Here is a 17,605-nt window from a genome sequence, read left to right as displayed (position 1 = left end):
TAATCCCCTGTAACGGAGCCTGGCTATGTATTTCAAAGCGTTGGACTACCCGGTCGTCATCATCGACAGCGAGTATGAATCTCCCCGCCTGCGCGGAACCATCATTCGCGCCCTGGCGGGGGAGCTGGAAAATTCCAACCAGCGCGTAATGGCGAACCTCACGCTGGACGACGCGCTGGTGGCAACACGTACCTATTTGGCGGCCTCTGCCGTGCTGATCTCCATTGATGCAGAGCGAGATGCTGCTGAGCAGTTTGAGCGCATTCAGCAACTGCTGGAACAGAACCTGGCACGCCATCCTCAGTTGCCGGTGTTTTTCTACGGTGAGCGCGGGTCTGTAGAAAAAGTGCCTACCAATCTGGTGAAGTATGCCCGTGGCTATTTCTATCTATTCGAGGACACCAAGGCCTTCATCGCACGCCAGGTCATACGTACCGCCGAAGAGTACATGGAGCATTTGCTGCCGCCTTTCTTCAAGGCGTTGATCAAGCACACGGCCAAATCCAATTACTCCTGGTATACCCCTGGTCATGCTGGTGGCGTGGCTTTTACCAAGTCCTCGGTGGGGCGCGCCTTTCACCAGTATTTTGGTGAAAACACGCTGCGCAGCGATTTGTCGATTTCTGTACCTGAGTTGGGTTCGCTGCTGGACCACACCGGCCCCATCCGGCAGGCCGAAACCGACGCGGCCAAGAACTTTGGCTCTGACCACACTTTCTTTGTCACCAACGGCACTTCGACGGCCAATAAAATCGTGTGGCATGGCACCGTGGCCCGTGGAGATGTGGTTTTTGTCGACCGCAACTGCCACAAGTCTCTGCTGCATTCGCTGATCATGACCGGCGCCATACCGGTGTATTTTTCGCCTAGCCGCAATGCTCACGGCATCATCGGCCCCATCAGCGAGGAGCAGTTCTCGCCCAAGGCCATGCAGGCCAAGATTGCACAAAGTCCGCTGGCTGCCGAAGCCATGAAAAATGGTGCCAAGCTGCGCATTGCCGTGGTCACCAATTCCACTTATGACGGGCTTTGCTACAACGCCGAGAGCATTGCCAAGAAGATAGGCAGCGCCGTGGATTTCCTGCATTTCGACGAAGCTTGGTATGCCTATGCGGCCTTCCACCCTTTCTACGAGCATTACTACGGCATGGCCAAGGGCAAGCCGCGCGAGCAGGACGCCATCGTCTTCACCACCCACTCAACCCACAAGCTGCTGGCGGCCTTCTCCCAGGCATCCATGGTTCATGTGCGCAACAGCCGCAAACGCAAGCTGGACATGGGGCGCTTCAATGAAGCCTTCATGATGCACACTTCGACCAGCCCTCTCTACCCAGTGATTGCTGCCTGTGATATCGCCTCGAAGATGATGGAAGGTCAGGCCGGCGTATCGCTGATACAAGAGATGCACGATGAATCCCTGGCATTTCGCCGCGCCATGCTCCAGATCGAATCCGATCTGGACAAAAAGGACTGGTGGTTCAAGGTCTGGCAGCCGGAGATCGTAGCCAAGAATCTGCAAAAGACCTCTACCCATATCCCGCCTGCTCAGCCCAAAGACTGGCAGTTGCGCCCCGATGGCAAATGGCATGGCTTTGACCATTTGAGCGATAACTTTGTGATGATCGACCCCATCAAGGTCACGCTGACGATGCCGGGCCTGGAGATGGATGGGCAAATGGGCGAGCAAGGCATTCCAGCCAGCGTGGTCAGCAAGTTCCTCTGGTCACGCGGTATCGTGGTGGAAAAAACCAACCTCTACTCGCTGCTGGTGCTGTTCTCCATGGGCATTACCAAAGGCAAATGGGGCACGCTATTGGCCGAGCTCATGAGCTTCAAGCAGCACTATGCGGCCAATTCGCCCCTGAGCTTGGTGCTACCCGACCTGGTGGCAAGCCACCCGCAGGTCTATGCAAGCACCGGCCTGCGCGAGCTATGCGACCGACTGCACGAGTTCAATCGCCATCACAACGTGCCAAAGGTTATGCGCGAAATGTATGTGGAGCAGCCCGATATGGCCATGATCCCCGCAGAAGCCTATAACCGCTTGGTTCAGGGCGAGGTCGAGAAAGTCGAGGTCAAGAAACTCAAAGGTCGTATTGCCGCCACGATGCTCGTGCCCTACCCCCCCGGTATTCCGCTGATCATGCCCGGGGAGCGCTACAACGAAAAGGCTGATGCCATCTTCAACTACCTGCGCATTGCCAAGGAGCAAGATGCGCAGATACCCGGTTTTGAATCGGATATCCATGGCCGGGAAGTAGAAGTAGATGCCGCAGGCCAGCGCCGTTATGTCGTGGAAGTACTCAAGAACTGAGCAGGCCACCCAATTCCAAGCCGCCAGAGGGCGGCTTTTTCTTGCCTACTATCGTAGAGTGGTGGTCAAGTGTATTCGGCCACTCTGTAGAAGTTCCGATCTGATTCATTGAGACGCCTCATCAGGGGCCGCCACTGAGTCAGCTCGCTCAGAAGAACTGACGTATGCCTACGGCGAAGGAATGAAAACTGACACCGGGCTCACCCGAGCGGTAGCTGGCCTGTGCGCCGTTATGTATGCGGGTGTAGAGCGCATAGACCTTGGTGCGCTGGCTGAAGTTGTAGTTATAGGCCAGGGTCCACTGCAGGGCCTGGCTCTCACGGAGGCGGTTGGCTGCGCTCGCGTGGCCGACATTGACATGCAGCTCGTTGGCCCCGGTGGTGTACATGGCCGCGACACGGGTGGTGCGGTGGCTGCCGCGTGTGGGGTCCACAGCATAGAGCACGGTATCCCAGTTGCGGCTGTGTTGATGGTAGCCCCCAAAGGTCCAGGCGCCGATGGTGTAGTTGGCGCGTAGCGTGGCCTGGCGCGCAGGCCCCCACTGGTCATAGCCCAGGCCAAGCGACCAGTCTCCTACATCGTATTGAGCGGCCAAGTCCCAGGCGTTCTTGGGTGGGGTGGCGGTTTTTTCGGGCAGGCTGGCACCGATCTCGACGCTCAACTGCCGCCAGCGAGGTAGGCGCCAGGAGACATGGTTCTTGCCATTGGACACATAGGCGTACAGGGCATCGGCCGATGCCCCCGTGTCGTAATTGTGCGGGTTCACTCTGTCGGCGGTGGCGTAGTAGGCCTCGCTAATCACAGTGCCCAGGCGAAGCATGCCAAAGCGCCCGCTGAGGTTGACTTCGCTCTTGCGCCCAAAAAAACCGTTGCTGCTGATGGCGCCGGTGTCCACGGCTACGCCGCCTTCAAGCACAAAGCCGGCGCGCAAATTTCCGCCCAGATCTTCTTCTCCGCGTAAGCCGAACAGCGAGTCGTTGTCGCGCAAACCGAAGACTGCTGACTGATCGCCGATCTTGACCCGCTCTATCGAAGCGTTGATGCGGCCGTAGATCTGCAACGATCCAGTTTGGGCCTGAGCGGCAGTTGCAGACAGGGCGGCGATGCCTGTTAAGGCCAGTCGCCAGGCAGTAGGTGGATTCACAGAGACTCCGGGACGCATCACATACACACTGCTTTTAGTGTGCATGGCGGCCCCAAAAGTGACAAGCCGCAACGGCATGCTCTCAGAAGTTACTGCCTTAAAAAGACAACGTCATGCAAAAAAGCATCAAAGAATCTGTTTGAGTGCCGTTTTCCACAAACGGTTTTCGTACCGCACAAACAAAAATGCCCGCTAGTTAGCGGGCATTTTTGCTGCAAGCACTGGTTTTGCTTGCGATGTTTGGTAGGCGCGATTGGACTCGAACCAACGACCCCCACCATGTCAAGGTGGTGCTCTAACCAGCTGAGCTACGCGCCTGTCGTTTGTTGAAGCCGCAAGTATAACAGTGCAAAAACCGTGTTTTCCCCAAATACGGCATTTTTCTGAAAAAGAGGGCCGACCATGCATTTTCCTAAGGCTAGGCCGCCATTTCACGCCTGTCCTGCTGTCAGCGTGAAGCCCTGTGCAGCGCAGTAGACTGATCGCCCCCCAACGATTAACTGCATGCACACCATGAATCTGTCTCAAGCAGGCATTCTGGCCCCACTTCCCAGCAGCGGCCGCTACATTTTCTTTTCCATTGCTGGCGATACACAAGCCTTGCGCAGCGCACTGGCACGCTTGCAAACTATGGTGGACGGCCGTTCCGCAGTTGTCGGCATGGGCCCGCAGCTGATGGCTGCGCTGGGCTGCGAAATTTCATGTCTGCGCGAGTTCCCTGCGCTGCAGGGCACGGAATTTTCAACCCCCAGCACACCAGAGGCGCTTTGCATCTGGCTGCGCGGCCCCGGCCGGGGCGAGGTGCTCACCCAAACCCGTGAGCTGCTCAAGGCCCTGCGTCCCGCTTTTGCCGTCAGGCACATTGTTGACAGTTTTTTGCATCAACTGGGGGAAAGCGGCCACGGCCGTGATCTGACCGGCTACGAAGACGGCACGGAGAACCCGCAGGACGAGGATGCCTCGGCTGCTGCCTTGTGCGCCGATTTAAGCGATGGGCTCAATGGCGGCAGTTGCTGGGTGCTTCAAAAGTGGGAGCATGACTTTTCCACGTTCGAGCGCATGGCCACGCACGAGCAGGACAACGCCATGGGTCGCCGCCGCAGCGACAACGAAGAGCTGGAAGATGCCCCCGAGTCCGCTCACGTCAAGCGCACTGCCCAGGAAGATTTTGAGCCCGAAGCTTTTCTGGTGCGTCGCTCCATGCCCTGGTGGAGCGTTAGCCCGCAAGCGGAAGATCATTGCGGTCTGATGTTTTCCGCCTTTGGCCATCGTTTCGATGCCTTTGAAGCGCAGATGCACCGCATGCTGGGGCTGGATGACGGCATCAGCGACGCCCTGTTCAAGTTCTCCAAGCCTTTGACCGGCTGCTATCTGTGGTGCCCACCCATGCGCGACGGAAAGCTGGATTTGCGTCAACTGGGTGAACTCACAGTACCTAAAAGCGCAGGCTAAAAGAAACCGGAAAGCTTCCTCACGTGAACCTCTGACTGAGGGTGGACGGCTGTTGCTTTTGCACAAACTTTCCGCCCGCTGTGCACCACAGGCGCAGGGCTGCGTTATACAAGACAGCAGTGCAGCACGAAGTTGCACTTTTGTAGCTACCCAGCCTTTTCGTGTGGGAGTTTTCGATGTCAGCCCTGCCCTTCCCCTCTCTTTTCTGCGCGCATGACCGTGATGCCACGCCCATGCTGGAACACACCATGTCGCAATGGGGGGGCTCAGAAGATTTATGGGTGTTCGGCTACGGCTCGCTGATCTGGCGCCCGGATTTTGCTTTTAGTGAGCGGCGTACAGCCCATGTCCATGGCTGGCATCGTGCTCTCAAGATGTGGAGCACCATCAACCGCGGCACGCCCCAGTGCCCGGGCCTGGTGTTTGGCATGCTCTCGGGCGGTAGCTGTCAGGGCATGGCTTTCAGAATCGCGCAAACCGATGCACCCGCCGTGCTCAAGCAGCTATGGCAGCGCGAAATGCCCAATGCGGTCTATGACCCGCGCTGGCTGCCTTGCAAGACGGCCCATGGCACGGTGAAGGCCTTGGCTTTCACACTGTCGCGCCAAAGCCCGCATCACACGGGTGAGCTGCCACCCGAAGAGTACCGGCGCATCTTTGCCCAGGCCCAGGGCATTTATGGCACGACGCGCGACTACGCCCAGGCGACCTTTGATGAGCTGCAGCGCATGGGCATTCGTGACAAGGCCTTGCAAAAGTTGCTGAGCTACGCAGCCAACTAATGCCTGAGCCAAGCCATTGTGCGCTATGGTATTGGGAGCCACCTGCGTATCCATTGATTGGCTTTTCCACTAATTTTACCCCCGCAAGCTATATCTACCATGCGCTAGCCGCTCTGCTTTCGTGAGTGGCATATGCAGCGCGTGGCAGTTGCTCAACACAAGGACGACAAGATGAAAGACTCACCAGCCCTGCAGCCCGTCTGGCTTGCCCTGGCCGTTGCAGCCACGCTGGCGCTGGGCGCCTGCTCCACTTCTGCGCCCTCTTCCTCCGGTACTGCTGCAGCGTCAGGGGCGGCTGCAAGCAGCGGCTATGCCAAGGCGGCGGGAATCCAGTCGATTGCACGCCTGGAAGCGACCAAGGGCAGCACTGTCAGCGGCGTGGTTCAGTTCTTCCCGCAGGCCGACGGCAGCGTGCGCGTACAAGGCAGCGTATCGGGCCTGGCGCCCAATACCGAGCACGGTTTTCATATCCATGAAAAAGGCGATTGCTCCAGCGGCGACGGTCTGAGCGCCTTGGGACACTTCAACCCCGGTCAGCAGGCACATGGCAAGGCCGGCAGTACTGGTGCACACCATGTGGGCGACTTACCCAGCCTGGTGGCCGATACCCAAGGCGTGGCCAAGGTGGATTTTGTGACTCGCGCCTTTACGCTGGACCGCGAAAGCAATGGCGTGCTGGGCCGCGGCCTGATTGTGCACAACGACCCCGATGACTACACCACCCAGCCCACTGGCAACTCGGGCGCGCGCCTGGCCTGTGCCGTGATTCAGCGCGGTGCCTGATTTTCAAATGGGATTCAAGCAAAAGGGCTGATATTTCAGCCCTTTTTAATGGACATTTACCTGCTCGCTGGCTGGCGCTCACGCCAGATCTTGCGGGCCTGCTCCAGGGCTGTCACGGTGTCCACATCCAAAACGACGCCCACATCATCCACTGGCAGGATATGTAAGTTTCCGGCAGCACGGGCCTGCTGGACGATAGCGGAGGCACCCTGATCGCCGCTCAAGGCCATCAACTTTTCAGCGGCAGCCTGAGAAAAAGCCACGGGATGCCCTTTTTGGCCCTGGTACAGGGGCTGGACCACGGCCAACGCATCGCTGTGGGCTTGCTGCAAGCCACGGGCAACGGCTTGCAAGGTGGTTGGCAGCACCAGGGGAAGATCGGCCGGCAGTATCAGCCAGCCGCCTCTGGCTTTGGTGCCATGCGTGGTACGCACGGCGGCGGCAATGCTGTCGCCCATGCCCGAATGCGGGCCTCGCTCCAGATGCCATGGCAATCCGCTGGCCTGTACCGCCGCCAATGTGGCTTCGAGCACGGAGCTATTGCCCAGCGCAGCCGCCAGTTTGTGGGTGCTGCCGCCAGAGGCGAGAAAGCGCTCTCCCCTGCCTGCCGCAAGAATCAGCACGCAGGGAAGGTCTTTGGAGAGAGTGATGTGGGAACTCATGGCAATGATGTCTTGCGCCTGAACATGAACGTGGCGCGACAGTCGCGGCACAATGCCAAGCATGAGCAGCTTATCTTCTTCCATCGCCGATCTGCGCAAAAGCTATGAGCGCGCCGAGCTCAGCGAATCCGCCTCCAACGCCGATCCTTTGAAACAGTTTGATCAATGGCTGCAGGAGGCCGTGCAAGCGCAAGTGCCCGAACCCAATGCCATGACGGTGGCCACCGTGAACGGTGACATGCGCCCCAGCACCCGCATTGTGCTGATCAAAGGCTATGACGAGCGCGGCATCGTCTGGTATACGAATTACGACAGCCGCAAAGGCCAGCAACTGGCGGGCAATCCGTTTGCAGCGCTGCAGTTTCATTGGGTGGAGCTGGAGCGCGTGGTGCGTATAGAAGGTCGGGTGGAAAAAGTCAGCGCCGAGGAAAGCGACGCCTACTTTGCCAGCCGACCGCTGGATTCGCGCATAGGCGCCTGGGCCAGCCCGCAAAGCCAGGTCATCAGCGGCCGTGGCGTGCTGGTGGCTAACGCGGCCAAATACAGTGCCCAGTTTCTGCTCAAGCCGCCCCGGCCTGAGCATTGGGGCGGTTTTCGCCTGGTGCCAGACCGCTGGGAGTTCTGGCAAGGCCGTAAAAGCCGCCTGCATGATCGCCTGTGCTATCGCGAGGAAGACGGGCAATGGCTGCGTGAGCGCCTGGCGCCCTGATCAGCATCTCAGAATTTCTGGACATTTCAGCCCAGTTTTGATGAAAGCGCGGCACAGGGCCGCGCTTTTCCATGCCCATGGGCTCATTTCATCAAGTAGGTTTGCACAGCCCCCTCTTCTTGATCACAAAATGATTAGGCATGAACTATTGTTAGAAATGGAAATTCTATCCATGTAAGTTACATTAAAATAATTCACGCATCATCTTACGCAGAAGATCGACAAGGCCAAGTATCAATAAAAAGCAAATTGGGATTTGAATCAGCGCATCAACCTACGCGGATGAAGCAGCCTGCCTGCGAACAAGCACTACCGCTCCTCCGCGTAGATTCAATCATCACACCCCCTGTTCAACAACCAAGCCAATCCATGACAGCAACCCCGCCCTCCACGCTGCCCTCAGGCACCGCTTTGTTTCGCGGCTGGCTGGAACATGAGGGCAGCAAAAGCTGGGACGGCCTGGATACCTCCCCCGATGGCAGCTATGAAAAAGTCTGGGCTTCCTGGTTGCAGCAGTTGGCAGGCGAGCTGCCAATCAAAAGCAAGCACAATCAAGCCGATGCGGGCCCAGCACCCTCTTCGCCCATAGCGACTGCTATCAAAAAGCAGAACAGCAAGACGCCAGTCAAACCCAAGCACTGGCATGAAGCCACGGCCATCGATGTGCAGCATTTTTTGCAGCTGCGCCAGGGCCAGCGTGCCCTGCACCAGCCGGACAGGCAAATCAGCGAAGTCACCCGCAGGCGCTACTGGCGTTTGCTTGAACGCATTTACGACCACGCTTGCGAGCATGGCTGGATCGCTCACAACCCCGCGCGAGGCATAGAGCATGCGGAACGACCGCCGTCAGAAGATGGCAAAGGCCACTGCCTGCCTGCCCCGCTGTGGAATGCTCTGCCAAGACATATTCCCGCCGCCGATGGCTATCAGAACGCCAGAGACCGCGCCATCATGCTGCTGCTGTATGAATTAGCGCTGGCGCCCGAAGAGGTACGCGCCCTGCTCTGGCGCGATGTGCAAGGTGAAGACAGGCAGCCGATTCAGGGAGCGGAGTCGCCACAATGGCTGCACATTGATGGTGCGCGCGCTGCCCAGCAGCGCACGTTGGCGATTCCAGAGAACGTGGCCCAGGCGCTGGCCGATTGGCGACGTTTCAGCCACCAGCAGCGCGGGCCACTCGTGGTCGATGGCGATCACATCGTGTTTTATTCGCGCCGGGGCGGGCCGCTGTCGGTGCGCATGCTGTTTCATGTGGCGTCGCAAATCATTCAAAAAGCCCACCAGGCTTTGCCCGAAGACAGCCAGAAGACCCGTCTGCTGCGCGTCGGCCCCCAGGTGCTGCGCAACACGGCGGTAGTGCAATGGCTTAAAAACGGAAGGCCAGAACTCGAAGTGATTGCCCAGCTCGGGCTGGAAAGCACCAAAGGCTTGCGCCACCTGCAACACTATTTATAGCGCGGCAGCGGGCGCAAGCCCAGGAGCTTAAAAGTCCAGCTTCACACCTACCGTCAGATTGCGGCCCGTCAAGGGAGCTGCCGTCTTGATGAAGGACGTGGCGGCATAGGCCAGGCGGTTGGTCAGATTCTGGCCCTTGACGTAAACGCTCCAGGTATTGGCTCCACTCCTGAACTGATAGCTGGCCCCCAGGTTCAGCATTCCGTATCCGGCCGTTTCGCTCTCAAACGCTGCCGTGCGGTTCTGGCGCATCACTTGTACCCATTCGGCCATGCCATCCCAGCCGGCCAGGCGGGTGTTGACGCGCAGGCCCCAGCGCTGCGAGGGAATGCGCGGCAAGGCCTCGCCATTGGCCAGGCGGGCACGCACGCCATCGCCAAACACGCTCACCGTCCAGCTGGCAGACAGACGCTGGGACACCTGAGCTTCCCAGCCGGTAAAGCGCGCATCGCCCTGGGTGTATTGCAGCAGCTGCAGACCTTCGTGGGCATCCAGCGTGGCGCCGTAGATGTAGTCGTTGATACGGTAGTGGTAGGCGTTGAGCTTCCACTTGGTATCGCCCGTGGTCTTGGCCAGGCCCAGATCCAGCGCCTGCGAGCGTTCGCGGCTCAGATTGGCGTTGCCGCGCTCGTAGGTGGCCGTGGCCATGTGCAAGCCATTGGCAAACAGCTCTTCGGCCGTGGGCATGCGGCTGCCTGAGGTCACCGAAGCCGTGGCGCTGTAGCCGGGCTGGAACTTCCACACCGTACCCAGCGAGGCCGATGTGGCGCTGTGGCCGCGGCGCTCGTCCGTCAGCTGCGCCTCTACCCGCTGGCGATCATGGCGCAGCGCGGCCTGCAGGCTCCAATCCTGCCAGCGATACTCTTCAAGCAGATACAGACTGTCGCGGCGGGTATCCGTGGGCTGCACATATGCTTCCTCGCCCTGAGCGCTGAAGCGACGGTTCATGGTCTGCAAACCCAGGGTGCCGCGCCAGCCGGCCAGGGGCTCGTGCTCGACTTCCAGGCGCAGATCATGGGCGCGGTTCTTGAAACGGGTGGCCACCTGGCCATCTTCCACCTCGTCATGGCGGTAATTGGTAAAGCCGCTGCGCAGGCGCACGGCGGCTACGCCGGCTGCCGGATTGCGCCATTCGCCGCGCAGATCCCAGCGCTCGCTGGTCAGCTCCACCACGGGCACATCCCCTGCTCCATGGGCTTCAGCCCCGTGGTCATGACCTTCGTGCCCGCCTTCATCACCGCAATGCAGATGGTCGCCATGGGTATGGCAGCCTTCGAAGCCATGGCTGTGGCCGGGCAGGCCGTAGCGCGCGGTCTGGCGGGTATAGGCCAGGCCCAGATAGCCTTTATCGGTCACCCAGCTCAGACCCAAGCTGCCGGTCTGGGTGCGGTTGAAGCTGCCAGGCACTTTTTTGTCGCTCCAGCCGCTGCCCACACGGTAGTCGCCCGCGTTACGGGCCACGCCTTCGGCATGCAATACCAGGGAACCCGAGCTATCCGCATTGGGCGCCGCACCCGTCAGCGAAAAAGCCCCCGCTGTCTGGCCGGCCGCCGTGCTGCCCTGCAACTGGGCCGAGCCTTGCACGCTCTTGTCCGGACGCGAGGTGGGAATCTTGCCGTCCAGCACATTGACCACACCACCCATGGCACCGGCGCTATAGAGCAGAGCCGAAGGGCCGCGCAGCACTTCCATTTGCGTAGCCAGCATGGGCTCGCTGGTCACCGCATGGTCGGGGCTGACGGTGGAGGCATCAAGCAGCTCGGAGCCGTCGCTGAGAATGGAGACGCGGGCGCCATCCATGCCGCGAATCACCGGGCGGCTGGCACCTGCGCCAAAGTGGCTGGCATGAATGCCGGGCTCGGCAGCCAAGGTCTCGCCCAGCGTGGCAGCCTGGCGCTGCAGCAATTGCTCTGAATCCAGTACTTGCACGGGCGTGGCCATATCGGCAGCGGGCAAGCCGCTGGTGGAGACGGTCACCTCGCTCAGCGTTGCTTCGGCCTCCTTGGCTTCCTGGGCCATGGCGGCAGGAACCATGACCGCCGCCGCCATGCCTAAAACAGCATGGGCACTGCGCGCGCTCAAGGCGCCCGACGTGGAAAAACGGGTAGAAAAATGACGCAACTTCATCAAAAACTCCACACAGGCACGGGCATTGACAGGCGCAATCGAGCGCATCTGCCCATGCGGCTACGCTTTAGATCAGCGCATCCGGGCCTGAAAATTCAAACGAAACAGGTTGCTAGCGCATGCTGTAGATGCGCTACCTGCTATTAATGTGGGAGTGCTAGGAGAGAAACCAAAGCCCGATGGGCTAGTCCTGGACCTGGCCGGCGCTCACAACGCACCAGCGCAAGCAAGTCTCTCAAACCTTGCCGTGATGAAGCGGAGGCCCGCGCGCATCAAAAAACGCCAGAACGGCCTGACCCGCCGTGGCCTGGAGCACAAACAGCGGCACGGCCGTATCCGGCACCACAGGCGTGAAGGCCTGCAGGGCGGGCGGCCCGGCATAGCCGTGGTTGTGCTCATCGAGCAGCTGACATTCGGCAGGGCCGTGGCCTGCGAACAGATCGTGAATCCAGCCATAGCCCGAGGCGACATGGCTGTCGGTGGCAAGTACGGCGGCACCACCGTAGGTATTTCCGGCCGTGCTTGCGGACCAAGCCGCCGTGGAACTCGCGGCCGCGTGCACCACCCGGTGCATCTGCCCCAAAGCCGGCCCCAGCACCAGGGCCAGCGCCAGCAAAGCCATCAACCAGCGATTGACCCAGAATCGCTCGCGCGCGCCCTCGACCCCACGCGGCAGGCGTGAGGTCGCAGCCATGGGCTGGCTGCGCTGGGAAGCGTGGATGGAGGATTTCAAACCGGCAATCAGGTCGGGATCAGGGGGCCGTATCAGCTCATCGGCTCACACCGACACTTTTATGGGTGCCGGCGCTCTAGGCCAATGATTAAGCAAAGCGCACGAGTGTATAGCGACTTGGGCGCCTGCAAAGACTTCAGCGGCTCAGGTGTTTGGCCCGTTCTTCTGCCAGCGGCCAAATGCATGCTGAAACTTGCTCACCTTGGGGCCCACCACAAAGGCGCAATAGCCCTGGCTGGGATTGTTCGCAAAATAGTCCTGGTGGTAATCCTCTGCCGGCCAGTAGCTGCTCAAGGGCTGGACTTCGGTGACTATGGGCGCGTCGTATGCGCCTTCTGCCGTCATCTGCGCAATCAGCGCCTTGGCAATCTCGGCTTGCTCTTCCGTGGTGGTGTAGATGCCGCTGCGGTACTGCGTGCCCGAATCGTTGCCCTGGCGGTTGAGCGTGGTCGGGTCGTGCGTGCCGAAAAAGATCAACAGCAGATCGCGCAGGCTGATGACGACTGGGTCGAACTCCAGCTTCACCACTTCGGCGTGACCGGTGCGGCCGGTGCAGATCTGCTCATAGCTCGGTTGCGGGGTTTGGCCGTTGGCATAACCGCTTTCCACATCCGTGACTCCGCGCACGCGGTCAAAAACGGCTTCCGTGCACCAAAAGCAGCCACCTGCCAGATAAATCGTTTCTGCAGCCATGCTCACTCCTTGAATCTAAAACTTCCCCAAGGTTAGCGCATACCGGCCGGCCCTGCCGGGCGCATATAAGCCATTCGGCCTACTGGCTAGCACCCTGGATTTCAGCTACCGGAAAAGCTAGCATGGCTGCGCCTTGAAACATTTCAGTACAAGCGACACAGCTAGACTCGTTGCGGCGACATCACAAGAAATCCAAAAAAGGTTTTACACATCATGAAGCGTTCCGGCCGCTGGGCTCTGGCCCTGGCTTTTGTCGCCGTTTTGGGCTTTGTCGCCTGGCGTGCCGCCAGCCATCAGCAGCAGAAAAAAGCCGCCATGCAGCAGACCACGCAAGCGCGCGAGCTGCCCACCCAGGTGCAGGCCGGCGAGGTACTTGAGCTGCAGCCGCTGACGCTGAACATCACGGTTCCCGTCAATGGCGTGGTACAGGCGGTGAACTCGGCCGTGGTCAAAGCCTATGTGGCCGGCCAGCTGCGCGAGTTGCAGGTGCGCGAAGGCGATAGCGTGAAAAAAGGCCAGATCCTGGCCCGCATCGACGCCACCGAGGTGGACGCCCGCTGGCGCCAGGCCCAAAAACAGGCCGATGCCGCCAAGGCCCAGCTGGCCATCGCCCAGCGCCAGCAGGACAACAATCTGGCTCTGGTGGACAAGGGTTTCATCTCCAGAACCGCGCTGCTGACCTCGGCTGCCAATCTCGATGGTGCCCAGGCCAATCTCTCTGCCGCCCAGGCCGCCACTGACGCCGCGCGTAAAAGCGTGACCGACACCGTGATCACCTCGCCCATGGACGGACAGATAGCCCAGCGCTTTGTGCAAGACGGCGAGCGCGTGGGCGTGGAAGCCAAGCTGCTGGAAATCGTGGATGGCCGCCAACTCGAAGTACAGGTACAACTGGCGCCGGCAGATTCGGTTTATGTACAGATCGGCCAGGCCGCCCAGCTACAGGTGCCTGGTACCAGCGGTGCCAACACGGGCAAGGATGATTTGCAGCCGGTGCAAGCCCAGGTGGCACGCATCAACCCCAGCGCACAGACCGGTTCGCGCACCGTGGCCGCTTATCTGAAAATTTCAGAAACCAAAGTTGATAGCAACAAGCGCACACCGCAATTGCGCCCTGGCCTGTTTTTGCAAGGTTTGGTGATTACCGGCCAATCCCAGCAACTGGCCTTGCCTTTGACGGCCGTGCTGACCGACAAGCCCCAGCCGTATGTGCAACTGCTGCGCCAGCAAGAGAGCCAGGACGGCGCCGCCAAGCTGTGGCGCGTGGTGCAGGCACCCGTGGTCCTGGGGCCTCAGACTCCGCATGAAGCCAGCACCTGGGTGCAGATTGTCTCGGGCCTGAGTGCCGGCGACCGAGTATTGGTCGGCGCAACCGGTGGTTTGCGTGAAGGCACGGCGGTGGTGATAGCGGCCCAGGCCGAGCAGAGCAGCAATAGCGGCGCCCAAGCGACAACAAAGCCAGCCGCCGGGAGCCAGTGAGATGTGGTTCACCCGTATCAGCCTGAAAAACCCGGTGCTGGCCACCATGCTCATGCTGGCCTTTGTGGTACTGGGCGTCTTCTCCTACCAGCGCCTCAAGGTCGATCAGTTCCCCAATATCGAGTTTCCGGTGGTGGTGGTAACGGTGGACTATCCCGGCGCCTCGCCCGAGATTGTGGAGAGCGAGGTCACCAAGAAGATAGAGGAAAGCGTCAACTCGGTGGCCGGAATCAACTCGCTGACCTCGCGCAGCTATGAAGGCACCAGCGTGGTCATCGTGGAGTTTCAGCTCCAGGTCGACGGGCGCCGCGCCGCCGATGATGTGCGTGAAAAAGTCGCCGCAGTGCGCCCTACGCTGCGCGACGAAGTCAAGGAGCCGCGGGTCATACGCTTTGATCCCTCCAGCAACGCCGTCTGGTCGGTGGCCGTGCTTCCTGATGCACATGCGCTCAAGGGACAGAACAGCGAACAAGCCGTCACGCCCCCCGATGCGATTGCACTGACCAGTTGGGCCGATCAGGTGCTCAAAAAACGGCTGGAGAACGTGCGCGGCGTGGGCGCCGTGAATCTGGTGGGCGCAACCAAGCGCGAAATCAACCTCTATCTGAACCCCGAAGCGCTGGAGGCCTATGCCATCACGCCCGAGCAGGTGGCCCAGGCCGTGCGTGCCGAAAACCAGGATCTGCCCGTAGGCGCCATACGCTCCAAAGAGCAGGAGCGGGTGGTGCAGATCGACGCCCGCATTCAACGCCCGGCCGAGTTTGCCAACATCATCGTCGCCCAGCGCGCGGGCGCCCCGGTGCGCGTGGGCCAACTGGCCCGGGTACAGGACGATGCCCAGGAGCTGCAATCGCTGGCCTTGTACAACGGCGGCCGCACCTTGCTGCTGTCGGTGCAGAAAGCCCAGGACGAAAACACGATAGAAGTGGTGGACGGCCTGAACGCCACGCTTGCCGCCATCGCCCCCGAACTGCCCCCCGGCGTGCGCTTGCAGGCGATTGGCGACACCTCGCGCACCATCCGCGTGGGCGTGGACAATGTGCGCCAGACCTTGATCGAAGGCGCAGCGCTCACCATCCTGATCGTGTTTCTGTTCCTGAACTCCTGGCGCTCCACCGTCATCACGGGCCTGACCCTGCCGATTGCGCTGATAGGCACGTTTCTCTTCATGTACTGGTTCGGCTTTTCCATCAACATGGTCACGCTGATGGCGCTTTCTCTGTGCGTGGGCCTGCTGATCGACGATGCCATCGTGGTGCGCGAGAACATCGTGCGCCATGTGCAAATGGGCAAAAGCGCCTACCAGGCCTCGCTGGACGGCACGCAGGAGATCGGCCTGGCCGTGCTGGCCACCACGCTGTCCATCGTGGCCGTGTTCCTGCCCATAGGCTTTATGGGCGGCATCATAGGCAAGTTCTTTCATGAGTTCGGCATCACCATCGTGGCGGCCGTGCTGATCTCCATGTTTGTCAGCTTCACGCTGGACCCCATGCTCTCCAGCGTCTGGCATGACCCGGCCATCCATGCCCATGGCGTGCACGAGAAAAAATCGCTATACGACAAGACCCTGGGCCGGCTCACGGCCTGGGTGGAGCGCGCCAGCGACCGGCTGTCCGACCTCTACCAGAGCATTCTTCGCTGGTCTCTGGCCCACAAGCTGCTCACGCTGTTGCTGGCGTTCTTGACTTTCATAGCAAGCATCGCCCTTGTACCCTTGCTTGGCACCGAATTCGTGCCCAAGGCCGATTACTCCGAAACGGCGGTGAGCTTTACCACGCCCGTGGGCTCGTCCATTGAGGCGACGGAGGCCAAGGCCGTGCAGGTCAACGACATTCTCAAAACCCTGCCTGAGCTGCGCTATGCGCTGACCACCATCAACTCGGCCAGTGCCAACGGCAAGAACTCGGCCAGCATCTATATACGCCTGAGCGATAGACATCAGCGCCACCGCAGCGTGGACACCATCTCCGAGGAATTGCGCACCCGGCTCGGCGCCGTCGCCGGCATCACCGTCACCCATGTGGGCCAGCGCGACAACGTGGGCGGGCAAAAGCAGATCGAGCTGTCTCTGGTGGGCGCAGACCTGGGCCAGCTTGAGCGCCTGAGCCTGCAGCTGCAGGACAGGATTCGCACCATTCCCGGTCTGGTGGACCTGGACTCCAGCCTCAAACCCAACAAACCCATGGTGGACATCCGTATCAACCGCGATGCGGCGGCCGATCTGGGCCTGTCCGTGGGCGGCATGGCTAACGCACTACGCACCTGGGTGGCGGGCCAGACCGTGGGCAACTGGCGCGCCAGTGACGACCAGACCTATGACGTCAATGTGCGCCTGGCCCCTGAAGCCCGTACCACGCCCCAGGACCTGGAACGCCTGCCGTTTGCGCTCAGCGCCGGCGACGGCAGCTTGCGCATCGTGCGCCTGAACCAGGTGGCCACGGTGGAGGCCGGCAGCGGCCCCAGCCAGATCAACCGCCGCAACCTGAACCGCGAGGTCGCGCTGAACGCCAATGTCTATATGCGCTCCGTGGGCGAGGTCACGGCCGATATCCAGGCCGAGCTCAAGCAGATGGCCATGCCGCCGGGCTACAGCTTCCAGTTCAACGGCGCGGCCAAGAACATGGCCGAGTCCTTTGGCTATGCGGTCTCGGCCCTGGCCCTGGCCGTGATCTTCATCTACATGATTCTGGCCAGCCAGTTCAAGAGCTTTCTGCAGCCCCTGGCCCTGATGACCTCCCTGCCCCTGACTCTGATAGGCGTGGTGCTGGCCTTGCTGATGTTCGGCTCGGCCCTGTCCATGTTCTCCATCATCGGGGTGGTCATGCTGATGGGGCTCGTAACCAAGAACGCCATTTTGCTGGTGGACTTTGCCATTCGCGCCCGCGAACCACACCGCGACGAGGCGACAGGCCAGACCACGCCCGGCCTGCCCCGCTCCGACGCTCTGTTGCTGGCCGCCCGCGTGCGCCTGCGCCCCATTTTGATGACCACGCTGGCCATGATTTTCGGCATGGTGCCGCTGGCCTTTGCCGTGACCGAAGGTTCGGAGCAGCGCGCGCCCATGGGCCAGGCCGTGATCGGCGGCGTGATCACCTCCTCGCTGCTGACTCTGGTCGTGGTGCCCGTGGTCTACTGCTATCTCGATGATTTTTCCGTCTGGCTGCGCCGCAAATGGACTGGCGGCCCCGCAAAAAACGGCCAGCCGCCGCACGATGGCCTCTAGGCTCGTAGAATCGCTGGTTTGTCCCGATAAAAGACTTTCCCCGGAGATC

The 17,605-nt window shown here is 60.6% G+C and carries 13 protein-coding genes and 1 tRNA gene; 8 read left to right on the top strand and 6 right to left on the bottom strand.

Annotated elements, in window-relative coordinates:
• Positions 1–25: 25 nt before the first annotated feature.
• Positions 26–2,314, top strand: coding sequence for an Orn/Lys/Arg decarboxylase N-terminal domain-containing protein (locus EAO39_RS12475; RefSeq protein ID WP_120967803.1), 2,289 nt, complete (start codon positions 26–28; stop codon positions 2,312–2,314).
• A 148-nt stretch (positions 2,315–2,462) separates the two neighbouring features.
• On the opposite strand, the gene EAO39_RS12470 is transcribed toward EAO39_RS12475, so the two are convergent.
• Together EAO39_RS12470 and EAO39_RS12465 are read right to left on the bottom strand one after the other, a co-directional pair.
• Positions 2,463–3,458, bottom strand: coding sequence for a porin (locus EAO39_RS12470; protein WP_240466982.1), 996 nt, complete (start codon positions 3,456–3,458; stop codon positions 2,463–2,465).
• Positions 3,459–3,699: 241 nt separating this feature from the next.
• A tRNA-Val gene (locus EAO39_RS12465) sits at positions 3,700–3,776 on the bottom strand.
• Between the two features lie 195 nt (positions 3,777–3,971).
• On the opposite strand from EAO39_RS12465, the gene EAO39_RS12460 reads away from it, so the two are divergent.
• The 3 genes from EAO39_RS12460 to EAO39_RS12450 all read left to right on the top strand — a co-directional run bounded on the left by EAO39_RS12460 (position 3,972) and on the right by EAO39_RS12450 (position 6,475).
• Positions 3,972–4,910 (top strand): Dyp-type peroxidase, encoded by a 939-nt coding sequence (locus EAO39_RS12460; protein WP_120971030.1) that lies wholly within the window; start codon positions 3,972–3,974, stop codon positions 4,908–4,910.
• Between the two features lie 176 nt (positions 4,911–5,086).
• The gene (locus tag EAO39_RS12455) at positions 5,087–5,692 is read left to right on the top strand and encodes a gamma-glutamylcyclotransferase (RefSeq protein WP_120971028.1); all 606 of its coding nucleotides are present in this window, start codon (positions 5,087–5,089) and stop codon (positions 5,690–5,692) included.
• A gap of 171 nt (positions 5,693–5,863) precedes the next feature.
• Positions 5,864–6,475, top strand: a complete 612-nt coding sequence (locus tag EAO39_RS12450) for a superoxide dismutase family protein (RefSeq protein WP_120971026.1) — start codon at positions 5,864–5,866, stop codon at positions 6,473–6,475.
• A 56-nt stretch (positions 6,476–6,531) separates the two neighbouring features.
• Here EAO39_RS12450 and EAO39_RS12445 read toward each other — a convergent pair whose 3' ends face one another.
• Positions 6,532–7,137 carry an NTP transferase domain-containing protein gene (locus tag EAO39_RS12445; protein WP_120971024.1) on the bottom strand — a complete coding sequence of 202 codons (606 nt, stop codon included), beginning with the start codon at positions 7,135–7,137 and terminating at the stop codon, positions 6,532–6,534.
• Between the two features lie 61 nt (positions 7,138–7,198).
• Between EAO39_RS12445 and pdxH the strand changes: the two genes are divergently transcribed.
• Entirely contained in the window at positions 7,199–7,846 is a 648-nt protein-coding gene (gene pdxH / locus EAO39_RS12440; RefSeq protein ID WP_120967799.1) for a pyridoxamine 5'-phosphate oxidase, read from the top strand.
• Positions 7,847–8,215: 369 nt separating this feature from the next.
• A complete protein-coding gene (locus tag EAO39_RS12435; RefSeq protein WP_120967797.1) occupies positions 8,216–9,301 on the top strand; it encodes a site-specific integrase in 1,086 nt (361 codons plus the stop codon).
• Positions 9,302–9,328: 27 nt separating this feature from the next.
• On the opposite strand, the gene EAO39_RS12430 is transcribed toward EAO39_RS12435, so the two are convergent.
• The 3 genes from EAO39_RS12430 to msrA form a co-directional block, all read right to left on the bottom strand.
• Positions 9,329–11,335, bottom strand: coding sequence for a TonB-dependent receptor (locus EAO39_RS12430; protein WP_240467104.1), 2,007 nt, complete (start codon positions 11,333–11,335; stop codon positions 9,329–9,331).
• 328 nt (positions 11,336–11,663) lie between these two features.
• Positions 11,664–12,161, bottom strand: a complete 498-nt coding sequence (locus EAO39_RS12425) for a hypothetical protein (protein WP_162989546.1) — start codon at positions 12,159–12,161, stop codon at positions 11,664–11,666.
• Positions 12,162–12,305: 144 nt separating this feature from the next.
• Positions 12,306–12,854: a peptide-methionine (S)-S-oxide reductase MsrA gene (gene msrA, locus EAO39_RS12420; RefSeq protein ID WP_120967793.1), complete on the bottom strand. Its 549-nt coding sequence runs from the start codon at positions 12,852–12,854 to the stop codon at positions 12,306–12,308.
• Positions 12,855–13,067: 213 nt separating this feature from the next.
• Between msrA and EAO39_RS12415 the strand changes: the two genes are divergently transcribed.
• Positions 13,068–14,333 carry an efflux RND transporter periplasmic adaptor subunit gene (locus tag EAO39_RS12415; RefSeq protein ID WP_120967791.1) on the top strand — a complete coding sequence of 422 codons (1,266 nt, stop codon included), beginning with the start codon at positions 13,068–13,070 and terminating at the stop codon, positions 14,331–14,333.
• 1 nt (position 14,334) lies between these two features.
• Positions 14,335–17,556 (top strand): efflux RND transporter permease subunit, encoded by a 3,222-nt coding sequence (locus EAO39_RS12410; RefSeq protein WP_120967789.1) that lies wholly within the window; start codon positions 14,335–14,337, stop codon positions 17,554–17,556.
• Positions 17,557–17,605: the final 49 nt, after the last annotated feature.

This window comes from Comamonas sp. lk (genome assembly GCF_900564145.1).
Lineage (GTDB): Bacteria > Pseudomonadota > Gammaproteobacteria > Burkholderiales > Burkholderiaceae_C > Comamonas.
Note: the sequence above shows the minus strand (reverse complement) of the source record. Positions and strands in the feature narration are given on the sequence as shown.